We start from the raw sequence: 12,931 nt of genomic DNA on the forward strand, positions 1-12,931 counted from the left end.
TTTTGAAAATCAGACTTACATCATCCATTCAATAGGCAGTCTTGAGACAGTATCCATCATGAAGCGCTGGAAACGGCTAGTCCCGGGTTCATTCTGATGTTCTATCACTTTGCCGTCCTTTTTCTGTTCTAACCAGACAATGTTACCTTTTTGATCTAATTTGAGCTTATAAGCAATCTGGGGAAGGTGCTTGTCGAGATTTAATGTAATCTGTTTTTGTAAAGCTTCAGATTCAATCACCAAGCCTACTTCTGTATTCAGATTAACTGAACGTGGATCAAAATTGAATGAGCCAATAAAAACCTTGCCGTCTACATCAAAAAATTTAGCATGCAAACTGGAACTGTTCTTGCCTTTGGAGGGTATTACGTTACCGGTGGCGACTTCATACCAAGTACGACGCTTTCGCTCCTGATAAGGCTTAAATTCATAAAGCTGCACACCATGTTCAAGCAGACTTTTACGGTACTTTCCGTAAAAGGCATGGACCAAAGCAACATCATTGGCTGGCAGAGAATTGGTTAGAATTCTGACATTAATTCCATTTTTAGAAATATTAGAAAGGTACTTCTGGCCGATTTCTGTAGGTACAAAATAAGCTGAAACCAGTTCAAGATGGTTTTTAGGCTCACCCAATATAGAAATCATCTGGTTATAAATCAGTTCATTGCCAGTTGCTAGTCCTTTAATTTTCTTGGGAGAGTCTGCTACAAAATATGCTTTGGCCCAGTTGATCGGGCGTTCCTGCAAATATTGGTTAATCAGTTCCTGAGCCTGAGAAATCCGTTCTTCCGTCGGGTTGCGAGAATTTTCAATCAGGTCATATTCTTTACGTAATGCAATTAACTGGTCAACCGTACCGAAACCGAGCAGCTGTTGTGATGAGTAGCTCAATTCATGCAGCCAAAATTCTGCAAATACTTGGTTAGCCTGCTCAACAGCTTTACCAGAAAACAGAATGTCCATGTCGGTAAACTGGAATTCCTGACTCGCATCAAAGTATTCGCGGCTAATATTCCGTCCACCTGTTACGGCCATGACTCCATCAGCAATAATAAGTTTATTATGCATACGCTGATTGACATATTTCATGCGAAAAAAATAGTCCAATACCCGCAAATGCCGGTATTTGTAAGGATTAAATATTTTAATTTCAAAATTTGGATGCAGACTGAGTACTTTTAAGGTCGGGTCGAGCTGTGTACCATTCTGATCATCAATTAAAAGCTTTATTTTTACACCACGATCAGCTGCTCTTAGGAGTTCAGCAAACATCAGGTGCCCAATAAAATCATTATTCCAGATATAATACTGTAATTCTAAAGTATTTTTTGCATTACGAATCAGGTGGATACGTGATGCTATACTACTAAATGCATCTTCCATGGCCAAATAGGCAGTGAGTCCCTGTCGGATTTTTTCGTCTTTAGCATCATCATTAATCCAGGGGCGAGAAGGCGTATGTTTATGCTCCGTATATTCCGAGATATTGGGAGGGAGCTCACAGCCAGTTAAACCCGTCAATGTCATACCAATAATTATACCTTTCAGATGATTATCTAATTGCATTTTAATTATGTGTCACGTATCTCTTTCACATTTAAGATAACATCATGCCTGAGTAAATACTTGAATGTTTTAGCGTATTAGAGTTACTGTTAGGTATTAATTTTTCAGTCAGCCTTACAGATTACAGGATGAAAATGTAATGAAATCACGTGCAGCAGTCGCATTTGGGCCAGGTCAGCCCCTGGAAATTGTTGAAATAGATGTTGCTCCGCCAAAAGCTGGTGAAGTACTGGTTAAAATTACACACACTGGTGTATGCCATACTGATGCTTTTACTTTATCAGGTGAAGATCCGGAAGGCGTTTTTCCAGCGGTTCTAGGGCATGAAGGTGGTGGTATTGTAGTTGAGGTCGGAGAAGGGGTTACTTCGGTGAAGCCAGGTGATCATGTTATTCCGCTCTATACTGCAGAATGTGGCAAGTGCAAATTCTGTACTTCAGGCAAAACTAACCTGTGCCAGGCAGTTCGTGCAACTCAAGGTAAAGGCTTAATGCCGGATGGTACCACCCGCTTTTCTTATAATGGTGAGCCTATTTATCATTATATGGGTACGTCTACATTCAGTGAATACACTGTAGTAGCAGAAATCTCTCTCGCTAAAATTGATCCGGAAGCCCCACTTGAAAAAATGTGCCTGCTCGGATGTGGTGTAACGACAGGAATCGGTGCAGTGCATAATACGGCAAAAGTTGAAGAAGGTGCGACTGTCGCGATTTTCGGTTTAGGTGCAATTGGTCTGGCAGCTATTCAGGGTGCAGTGCAAGCCAAAGCTGGCCGTATTATTGCAATTGATATTAATCCGGACAAGTTTGCATTGGCTCAGGAAATGGGCGCGACTGATGTTGTCAATCCGAAAGACTATAGCAAGCCTATCCAAGAAGTCATTGTTGAGATGACTGATGGAGGGGTTGACTATAGCTTTGAATGTATTGGTAACGTAGACATCATGCGTGCTGCACTGGAATGCTGCCATAAAGGCTGGGGCGAGTCAGTTATTATTGGTGTTGCCGGCGCCGGTCAGGAAATACGCACCCGTCCATTCCAGCTGGTAACAGGCCGGGTATGGCGTGGTTCGGCTTTTGGTGGCGTCAAGGGCCGTACCCAGCTACCAGGTATGGTACAGCAGGCAATGCGTGGTGAAATTAAAATTGATCCATTCATCACGCATAATTTACCTTTGAGTAAAATTAATGAAGCTTTTGATTTACTGCATGAGGGTAAATCTATCCGTACAGTGATTCATTTTTAGTTCTAGGCAAACCTAAACTTTATAATCTAAAAAATAAAAAACCGGGAACTTTCCCGGTTTTTTATTTATTTGAAATTAAACAGTGACTAAGCTCTTTTTCAAAACAGCAGCCATTGCTTCAGCCACATAATAAATATTTTTCTGGTTCAGGCCTGCAACACACATACGTCCGCTTCGAACCAGATAAATACCGTATTTTTCCTTAAGCAGATCGACCTGTTCAGCAGTCAACCCGGTATAACTAAACATACCGTTCTGGTTTACCAGGTAGCTAAAGTCTTGATCTGGTAATGCGCGACTTAATTCATCTTTTAGAATCTGACGCATTTTCTGGATACGGGTACGCATACCTTCAACTTCAGTTAGCCAAAGGGAGTGCAGTTCTTCATCATTGAGCACATTTTCAACCAGTAATGCACCCGTTGTAGGGGGGCTAGAGTAAATACGGCGAACAGTAGCCTTTAACTGGCCCAGAACGCGCTGAGCTATTTCTTGGTCGTCACAGACAAAGGAAAGTCCGCCAACACGTTCACCATATAGCGAGAAAATCTTGGAAAATGAATTGCTGACAATAAAGTTCATTCCTGCCTGATCCAGTGCACGGATCAGATAAGCATCTTCTTGCATGCCGTGGCCAAAGCCCTGATAGGCGATGTCCAAAAACGGAATCAGGTTTCCTGTTTTTAATACTTCAATCACCTGATCCCACTGTACAGGAACAAGATCGGCGCCAGTCGGGTTATGACAGCATGGATGCAATAATACGATACTTTGTTCTGGCAGCTGCTTTAAGGTATCTAGCATACCCGCAAAGTCCACACCACGGGTTTCAGCATCAAAATATGGATAGTAATGTGTGTTGATACCTGCACCATTGAAGATGGCTACATGATTATCCCAAGTTGGATTACTTACCCAGATTTCAGACTCAGGAAAGTATTTCTTAAGAAAATCTGCACCCACTTTAAGAGCGCCTGATCCGCCTAATGTTTGAATTGTAGCAACACGTCCCTGAGCTCGAGCCGGACTGTTTTCAGTAAACAGCAAGTTTTGAATGGCTTCACGGTAAGGTTTGAAGCCTTCCATTGGCAGGTACAGTTTGGTCGTATCGTTCAGCTTGGCAATATGATTGTACGCTGTTTTAACGGCTTCGAGCTGTGGCACAATACTGTCTTCATTATAATAAAGTCCAATACTCAGGTTTACCTTGTCTGTACGGGCATCCGTATTGAACTCTTCCATTAGAGACAGAATCGGATCACCCGGATAAGGATTTACATGCTCAAACATTCAATTACTTCCTTAAGTCGTACAGCCTTCTAACTGTACTCTGTTAAAAACTGCTCCAGTCCATCATCCATGTTCTGGAGGGGATTTACTGGCTCAGGTGTCAGTTTCCAGAACCATATTATGACGTTGAAGTGCCTTGCGCTTTTTAATCTGATAGGCGATCAGCAGGCACAACAGCCATCCTGGGATCATCATAACTGCAATACGCATATCTGGCGTCATTATCATAATGCCTAAAATACCAATCATAAAGACTATACAGAGATAGTTTGTGAATGGATAAGCCAAACTTGGAAATTGCGTGGTTTTGTTTTCACGTATCATCTGTTTGCGGAATTTTAAGTGAGTGATAAAAATGACCATCCAGTTAATAACGATCGCAGCAACAACCAGCATCATTAGCAGACTAAACGCTTTCTCTGGAAACATGTAATTGAGCAGCACACAGAGCAGGGTAACAAAAGCAGAGATCAGTACGGCTGGCACCGGAATACCATTTTTGTTAATTTTACTCAAAAACTCAGGTGCATTACCCTGTTTGGCCAGACCGAGCAGCATGCGACTGGTACAGTAACTGGTACTGTTATAAACAGAAACTGCTGCTGTCAGTACTACAAAATTCAGTACAGTCGCAACTCCCTGACTGTTAAGAGAATCAAAAATCAGCACAAACGGACTGCCGCCTTCGGCCATTTTGTTCCATGGAAATAGCGATAAAATTACTACGAGAGTACCGATATAAAAAATCAGGATACGGTAGACAATCTGGTTAATAGCTTTAGGCAAGGTTTTCCCGGGTTCGTGCGTTTCTGCTGCAGCAATACCGACAAGTTCAATACCACCAAAAGCAAACATGATTACAGCCATGGCCATAACCAGACCACTGATGCCGTTCGGAAAAAATCCACCTAGTGCCCAAAGATTGCTGATGGTCGATTGTGGTCCTGCGCTACCGGTAGTGAGCAGATAGCTACCGAAGCCGATCATACAAATGATCGCCACCACCTTGATAATAGCGAGCCAGAATTCCATTTCACCAAAAAATTTGACATGAAGCAGGTTAATGCCGTTGATCAGAATAAAAAAGCCTAAGGCGGTCATCCAGGTTGGAATTTCAGGCCACCAGTAGTGGATATAAAGACCGATTGCACTGAGTTCTGCCATACAAACCAGTACGTTCAGTACCCAGTAATTCCACCCAGACATAAATCCTGCGAATTTTCCCCAGTACTTGTAAGCAAAATGACTAAATGAACCGCTTACCGGTTCTTCTACAATCATTTCACCTAACTGGCGCATCATCAGGAAAGCAATCAGTCCTGCTATTGCATAGCCCAGAATAACTGAGGGGCCGGCCATTTTAATTGTTTGAGAAATTCCCAGAAATAGACCGGTACCGATTGCTCCTCCAAGAGCAATCAGCTGAATATGACGATTCTTTAAACCTGCGTTTAAATCACCTTGTTGAGGATTATCCATATGATCCTTTCTTCCTTGTGTTTTTCGTATTCGTAATAATTTTATACTTAATTACGTATAACATAATTTAAACCTTGAGAACATAGCCGATTTTTTAAATTTTTGACTGAAAAGTCTAGTTATATTGTTGGGTTAGCCATTATATAAAAATAAGTTATTGTTTTAATAAATAAAAATTATTAATAAATTTTATTCTAATTGCCGTTGAGCCTGTATCTTTATATGGCATGAGAAAAATTACTCAACGCTGAAATTTTTTCTTTTGGCCCAGTCTGTGATGAACTAAAACATTCAGCTTTAAAGAAGAAAACTATATTTTTCAGTTTTTTCCAGCTTTGTCGGGCTTGGTGATTGCTAAAAAATAATGAACTCTCTATGATCAGGCAGGCTGAAACTTGCTAAGGTCTCAGCATATAAAACCGGAATAGACGAGCGAAGACGGATATTTAAAAAGGATGAAAAGGGTTAAAACATGAGTGAAGAAAAGGTCTCTGGTGGTGTTCAGTCTCTAGAAATAGGACTACACGTATTCAATTCACTGGTAGAACATAATAACCCCATCATGCTGAAAGACCTTTCACACAAACTCGGCATGCATCCTGCTAAAGTCCACCGTTATCTGGCCAGTCTGATACGCATGAATTATGCCAGACAGCTTGAAGATGGCCAGTATGGCCTTGGTGAACAAGCATGGCGTCTAGGTTTACGTTGTATCCAGCATACGGACACCTTGCAACTGGTTCAAAGCCAGATTTATGAAATGCAGGGCAAAATCGGTTCAAGTATTCAGATTAGTAAATGGTCGCCGCGGGGCCCTCTGGTTGTCCAGTCAATTGAATCGTTGCATCCGGTATCGATCGTGACGCGTGTAGGCTCAATCATGCCATTAGTCAACTCTGCTGCGGGCCGGATCTATGCGTCTTACTTGCCTGAACATCTGGTGCGGCCACTTATGGAAGAAGAGTGGAAAAAACATACCTCATCAAATAAAACACTTTCCCCTAAAAATTGGGAAGAGTTCTTAATATTAAAAAATCAGATACAGGCACAAAAAATGTCGGTGGCACAAGGTGATCTTCTGACCGGGATTAACGCAGTTGGTTTACCTATTTTTAATACTTACAATGCTATCGAGTTTTGTATTGTGGTAATTGATAGTGAAGATATGCTGCCCATTCAAGCGAACCATGAAAAAATTATATTTTTAAAGCAGATGGCCGAATCAATTAACCAGTACATCCGTGAAAGATAAATAACTGTTTTAAAATCAAGAAGGTGCTATTAGAGCGCCTTCTTGATTTTATAAAAAATATTATAAAATGCAGGGAAAAAATTCCTGCATTTTCTAAATATAGGGATTATAAATTAATCAGTTACACTGAGTACACCACGTTTAATCTGATCGCGTTCAATTGATTCAAACAGGGCTTTGAAGTTGCCTTCACCAAAACCGTCGTCATCTTTACGCTGAATAAATTCAAAGAAGACTGGTCCGATCATATTCTCAGAAAAGATCTGAAGTAGAAGGCGTTTTTCGCCGTCTTTAGTATTACCATCCAGTAAAATGCCGCGTTTTTTCAGCTCTTCTGTTGGTTCACCATGATTTGGTAAACGCTCAGGCAGCATTTCATAATAGGTTTCTGGTGGCGCCGTCATGAACTTGGCTCCTAAGTCATGTAGCTTATCCCAAGTCGAAACCAGATCATCTGTGATGAATGCAATATGCTGGATACCTTCACCATTAAAGTCAGCCAGGAATTCTGCAATCTGGCCATTTCCTTTATCACTGTCTTCATTTAATGGAATACGAATCATGCCATCTGGAGCAGTCAGGGCTTTTGATGTCAAGCCGGTATATTCGCCTTTAATATCGAAATAGCGGATTTCCTGGAAGTTGAAAATCTTTTCATAGAAATTAGCCCAGTATTCCATACGGCCTTTATAAACATTATGGGTCAAATGATCAATTTCATTTAGACCAGTTCCAACCGGATTTGCATCTACACCTTCCAGGAACTCAAAGTCACTCTGGTAAATATCCCGATCAATCAGGAAAATTGGCATACCACCAATCCCTTTAATCGCCGGGATATTCAGTTCCATTGGACCTACCTTGTTTAGCATTGGTTCAGCGCCCAGCTCAAGCGCTTTTTTATAAGCCTTTGCAGCATCTTTAGTTTTAAAACCCATAGCACAGGCAGAAGGGCCATGCTCATTAAAGAAATAAGATGCGTATGATTCTGGCTGATAGTTTAAAATAATATTGATATTGCCTTGGCGCCATAAATAAACATTCTTAGACTTGTGGCGGGCTACTTTAGTAAAACCAATCGTTTGAAACACCTGATCTAGTTCACCATCCTTCGATACGAATTCAATGAAAGCAAATCCGCAGAGTTCTAAAGGATTTTCTAAAACGTTCATACAACTTCCTCTTGTTGTGTTCAAAAGCCTGTTCAGCTTTTGCCTTCTACCTGAAATTATTTTTAATTCTGAACATGAATCCGGATTGGAAATATAGAAATACTCAAATATGTTTTTCTACTCTTAAGCATCCGAGCCTGTTACAGAGTTAAAATTTTTAGTGAAATTTTCAGAATGTCCCATAATTAATTCTATTGCTTATTTCCATGCCCTAGATAAATTACAGACTACATCCCATTTGGTTCAATGATACTCAAAACAAAAAGTTATGCAATACATAATTGAATTATGTAGTTTGTAATTTAGGTAATAATTATATAAGTTTATGTTGAGGCAAAACAGGCTAAAAATTTTTCCTTATAGAGTTTAACAATTGTTTTATCTAGGTTTTATTCATTAAATCTTAATCATAAATAGAAGTTTATTTAATAATAAATAATTTTTTTAGTTTAAGTTCTTGTCAAAGAAACAATGTACGCGTATTTTAGAAAATAGATATTTTCTCAAACATTGGTACAAGATGTTAAAGCAACCTGAACTTATGAACGCATATTATTATTTCTGGCAGTTTAAATGATTGCCTGAATGCGTTCGGGCAAATAAAGGTTGCCCATCAAAATTAAAACCTGATTGGCAAACCTGATCAGGTTTTTTTATGTCTTATAGATTGATAATTATGGAGCTTCCCTCATGTATACATTTAACTTTACTTATTTTGGCAATTTTTATTGGTTTTATTTTGGCCAGCACATGCAATCGCTTAGATCCCTTACGCTCAAATAAATCATCGGACTGAAATAAACAGTCCAGAGGAATAACCAATGAATGCTCTCAATACTGCTTTAAACCAATCGGCTACAACAGAAAAAACTTTAAGCCTGCCTCATCAATTAAAAGCACAATATTCTTTATCTCCTGCATTAGCCCGGCAAGTTGCTGAGCATCGTACAACTATACAAAATATTCTTTCAGGCGAAGACTCTCGTCTTATGGTAATTACAGGACCTTGTTCTATTCATGAGCCGGCTGCTGCACTCGAATATGCCCAAAAATTAAAACAGCTCCAAACTAAAATTTCAGACCAGATTTTTCTGGTCATGCGTGCTTATATTGAGAAACCCCGTACTACGGTCGGCTGGAAAGGGTTTTTATATGATCCACATTTAAATGGTTCTTCAGATGTGCAGTCAGGCCTGGAGCAATCCAGAGCTTTATATCTGCAACTCATCAGTATGGGTTTACCTATTGCGAGCGAAATTTTAAATCCGATGGCTACGGCATATTTTGATGACCTATTGGCTTGGGGAGCCATTGGCGCACGAACCAGCGAATCACAAATTCATCGAGAAATATCCAGCCATATGCCGTACAGCATTGGTTTTAAAAATGGTACCGATGGTTCAATTCAGATTGCACTAGATGCCATACAGTCAGCCAGAAACTCACATCAGTTCATGGGTATGAGCCAAAATGGCTTACCTTGTATGTTAAACAGTCTGGGTAACAAGTTACCACATTTGATATTACGTGGTGCAAATTCAGGCCCTAATTATGACCTTGCATCAATTGAACGGATACGTGTCTGTCACAAAGCTGTGCTTCCACCTTTAGTTATTGATTGCAGTCATGGCAACAGTTCTAAAAATCCTTTATTACAGACCTCGGTACTCCAGCAAATTATTGCTGAGCGTAGTGAAACTGATGTACGGGGAGTAATGCTGGAAAGCCATCTTGTAGATGGAAACCAAGCAATCTCCTGTAATATGATATATGGTCAGTCAGTCACAGACGGTTGCTTGGGATGGGATAAGACATCTGCCTTGTTGCTTTCTGTTGCAGAGCAGATGCGCTATGAATGTGTAGTATAAAATATAAATAAGAGCAGGGGCCCGTATACTTCAAGAATACGGGCTATATCTGTAAATTTAGGGTTGTAGGGGGTTCTGTCTGTCTACAACAAACTTATAAAAGATCAAGCTTAAAGCGATAATAAAAGCACAAAGCAGGTACATCACCGTATAGCCGTACAATGCAACTACATAGCCCAGTAATACAGCCCCTAATGCTATCCCTGTATCATATAAAGTAAAGAAGGTTGAAGTCGTATGGCCAATACGATATCTAGGCGAACGCTGGATTGCCAAAGTTTGTAAACAGGGCTGAAGTGAGCCGAAACCCATACCGATAAATATTGCACTGATCATTAGACCGGTTAAAGTTTCAATCTGGCTAAGAAGTATCAAACCCATAATAAAAAGAATGATAGATGGATAAATAATGATATTTGGGCCTTTAATGTCATATAGTCGGCCAGTAAATGGACGAATACTCATCATAGCCACAGCAAATACTACAAAAAACAATCCAGCAGAGCTGAGTAAGCCTTTAGTTTCAGCAAAAGTTGAAATATAAGACATGATACTAGAGTAACCAAATGCCAGGAGCATAACCATCAGGGAAGCAGGTAAGGCACGTTTTTCAACAAAATCCTGTAAGCTGATTTTCTTTTTCTCAGTAACTTCAGGTAATTTTTTAATTTCGCGAATGGGGATAAGCAGGCAGAAAGCAAAGCCTAGACAAATAATGGTTGCTAAAATCAGCGCGACGGTAGTGTAGCCTAATGGTTGAATCAAGCTAAGCCCTAAAAGTGGACCCAGCACCAGCCCCAAGTTTATTGACATAATAAAATAGCCCATGCCTTCGCCTTTACGTTTTTCTGGAATGAAGTCATTGGCAATCGGTACACAAACCGTAGTAAGAATACTAAACCAGATACCATGCAGAAAACGGATAACCAGCAGAACACTAAGATTGTCTGCCAGAAGATAAGCGAATGAAAAAAGACAAAAAATCAGCTCAGAGACTAAAAAGGTCTTTTTCTTGCCAAATTTTTCAATGATTAAGCCACTAAATGGTCGCACTACAATAGAAGAGACCATAAATAGAGTCATGGCTAAACCAGCCTGAGCTACAGTACCATTCAGGTCACTTATAATATAAACGGGTAGCACTGCAGTTTGTGCGAAATAAAATATGAACAAAAACATGTTATTGAATAAGCAAAAAATAAAGAACTTATTCCATAACCGAGAGGAGTCTATGGATGCCATGATAAACCTATAATAACCGGGAGAGCATGACTTGAGACGCAGAGAAATTGATATTTTTTATAATAGGAAAAGAGGGAGATAAATAAAAAGTAAATACGTCATAAAGTCATATAACCTGTAAATTATAAGTGAAAGTATGTAAATTGTATAGAGACGATGAACTAAAGCAAGATTATGAGAAATAGCGATTAAGCTACATATGATATATAAATACAGAAACAGCTTCTTCTACAGTCTATGAGTGAATCTCAAGTTATGTAAAAGAAGCTGATGAAATTAATTTTTAAAGTCCAGCTTCATAAGCTGTATTAGAAAGTAATGTGTCTACATCTTGCATATTATCTGGACGAATTTTATAGATCCATCCCTTACCATACGGATCTTCATTGATAAAGTCTGGATCATCTTCAAGTGCAGAATTGATTTCTACAACTGTGCCTGAAACTGGTGCATGAATATCAGAAGCAGTTTTTACGGATTCGACCACACCAGCCTGTGCACCTGCTGTAATCTGACTGCCAACCTCTGGCATTTCTACATAGACCAGGTCACCTAAAGCATCTTGAGCGTGGTCGGAAATACCAGTGACCACAAGATCACCTACAATTTTTACCCATTCATGTGTACTTGCATACTTCAGTTCCGAAGGATGATTCATGCCGATTCCTCAAAAAGTTTTAAAGCATTTTTGCTTTGTGTTATACAGGTTTTTGTTTAAAAACTAAAGTCTATAAATACGGATCTTTACGCCAATTACTAGGACTGCGGCCGCTCCAGCGCTTAAAGGCACGGCTAAAATTGGCAACGTCAGAATAGCCCAGCTCGTCGGCAATCTGTTCAAGGGTATAGTCAGTCCGTGAGAGAAGTGATGTAGCATGCCGGTAGCGCACTTCATCAACCAGACTAGAAAAAGAGGTGCCCTCAGCAGCCAGCTGGCGTTTTAAGGTACGGTCTGACATATGCAACCGATCGGCCACGCTTTCTATACTAAGATAGTGCTGTTCTGAATGAGTGAGGATATCACGCACCCGCATAGCCAGACGTCGGCGTTCACCCAAAGCAGAAAGTTCAGCTTCACACTGGTTAATTGCGATTTGACTGGCAATCGGGTCAGCATTAACCATCTGTAAACCCAGAAACTTTTTATCAAAGCTGGAAAGTATGTGTGGCTGATTAAAACGGAAATGATGTGAAGGCATTTTGGCTAAATAGCGGTCAAATCCTTCAGGTTTGGCAAAATCAAAATCAATTTCTCCTTCAAGGTTATTAATGCCAGTAATAGCCTTGGCCATACTGATAATACCAATAGTCAGGGCAAGAATAATTTCGGTCCTTAAAGGTTCAAGTTGTATGTCACACTGTAATTGCAGGGTTGCCTTATCACCAAAAGTAGAAAAATAAAGCTGTAGAAAGGGCATACGAAGTTGAATAAAACGTGCAGCAAGAACCAGGGCTTCAGATATATTACTGGCTGTCATGATTGCATAGCCAATAAAGCCATGAATTGAAATTCGCATTTGGGTACCAAGATGGTAGCCTAAAGATTGCTCGCCTGTAATTTTTAAGGCATGTTTTATCAGTTCGTTGGCAAGAGGAGTTGGAATACGGTAATCCGGGTGTGCGAGCTGTTCACTACTAAAATGAAAGGGGGCAAATAAAGTCTCTGCGCTATAGCCCCAGCGTGACACCACATCTAGCAATAACAGGCCATATACCCCTGGAATACCCACATCTTGCCGGGATGAAATTATCTCCATGCGCTATCCATTGCTCTCATGCTTTCCAACGTGCTGTTTACATCTTGGCATGA

At 40.1% G+C, this 12,931-nt stretch carries 10 protein-coding genes; 3 read left to right on the forward strand and 7 right to left on the reverse strand.

Annotated elements, in window-relative coordinates:
- Window positions 1–15: 15 nt before the first annotated feature.
- Window positions 16–1,569: a phospholipase D family protein gene (locus AC0VYT_RS06515; protein WP_005405002.1), complete on the reverse strand. Its 1,554-nt coding sequence runs from the start codon at window positions 1,567–1,569 to the stop codon at window positions 16–18.
- Window positions 1,570–1,708: 139 nt separating this feature from the next.
- Here AC0VYT_RS06515 and AC0VYT_RS06520 point away from each other — a divergent pair, with 139 nt between their 5' ends.
- A complete protein-coding gene (locus AC0VYT_RS06520) occupies window positions 1,709–2,818 on the forward strand; it encodes an S-(hydroxymethyl)glutathione dehydrogenase/class III alcohol dehydrogenase (RefSeq protein ID WP_005014406.1) in 1,110 nt (369 codons plus the stop codon).
- A gap of 75 nt (window positions 2,819–2,893) precedes the next feature.
- Here the strand turns inward: AC0VYT_RS06520 and AC0VYT_RS06525 are convergent, their stop codons facing one another.
- Window positions 2,894–4,108 (reverse strand): amino acid aminotransferase, encoded by a 1,215-nt coding sequence (locus tag AC0VYT_RS06525; RefSeq protein WP_005404101.1) that lies wholly within the window; start codon window positions 4,106–4,108, stop codon window positions 2,894–2,896.
- A gap of 93 nt (window positions 4,109–4,201) precedes the next feature.
- Window positions 4,202–5,587, reverse strand: coding sequence for an amino acid permease (locus AC0VYT_RS06530; protein WP_005014401.1), 1,386 nt, complete (start codon window positions 5,585–5,587; stop codon window positions 4,202–4,204).
- A gap of 472 nt (window positions 5,588–6,059) precedes the next feature.
- On the opposite strand from AC0VYT_RS06530, the gene AC0VYT_RS06535 reads away from it, so the two are divergent.
- The gene (locus AC0VYT_RS06535) at window positions 6,060–6,839 is read left to right on the forward strand and encodes an IclR family transcriptional regulator (RefSeq protein WP_005014399.1); all 780 of its coding nucleotides are present in this window, start codon (window positions 6,060–6,062) and stop codon (window positions 6,837–6,839) included.
- A gap of 113 nt (window positions 6,840–6,952) precedes the next feature.
- On the opposite strand, the gene hppD is transcribed toward AC0VYT_RS06535, so the two are convergent.
- A complete protein-coding gene (hppD, locus tag AC0VYT_RS06540; RefSeq protein ID WP_005014397.1) occupies window positions 6,953–8,011 on the reverse strand; it encodes a 4-hydroxyphenylpyruvate dioxygenase in 1,059 nt (352 codons plus the stop codon).
- Window positions 8,012–8,832: 821 nt separating this feature from the next.
- Here hppD and AC0VYT_RS06545 point away from each other — a divergent pair.
- Complete coding sequence (locus AC0VYT_RS06545; RefSeq protein ID WP_005014395.1) at window positions 8,833–9,879, forward strand: 3-deoxy-7-phosphoheptulonate synthase; 1,047 nt, start codon at window positions 8,833–8,835, stop codon at window positions 9,877–9,879.
- Window positions 9,880–9,936: 57 nt separating this feature from the next.
- Here the strand turns inward: AC0VYT_RS06545 and AC0VYT_RS06550 are convergent, their stop codons facing one another.
- The 3 genes from AC0VYT_RS06550 to AC0VYT_RS06560 all read right to left on the reverse strand — a co-directional run bounded on the left by AC0VYT_RS06550 (window position 9,937) and on the right by AC0VYT_RS06560 (window position 12,878).
- Window positions 9,937–11,121 (reverse strand): MFS transporter, encoded by a 1,185-nt coding sequence (locus tag AC0VYT_RS06550; protein ID WP_005014393.1) that lies wholly within the window; start codon window positions 11,119–11,121, stop codon window positions 9,937–9,939.
- 283 nt (window positions 11,122–11,404) lie between these two features.
- Window positions 11,405–11,779, reverse strand: coding sequence for a glycine cleavage system protein GcvH (gene gcvH, locus AC0VYT_RS06555; RefSeq protein WP_005014391.1), 375 nt, complete (start codon window positions 11,777–11,779; stop codon window positions 11,405–11,407).
- A gap of 70 nt (window positions 11,780–11,849) precedes the next feature.
- Window positions 11,850–12,878, reverse strand: a complete 1,029-nt coding sequence (locus AC0VYT_RS06560; RefSeq protein WP_005014389.1) for an AraC family transcriptional regulator — start codon at window positions 12,876–12,878, stop codon at window positions 11,850–11,852.
- Between the last annotated feature and the right edge of the window lie 53 nt (window positions 12,879–12,931).

This window comes from Acinetobacter sp. QJM3NY_42 (genome assembly GCF_056173745.1).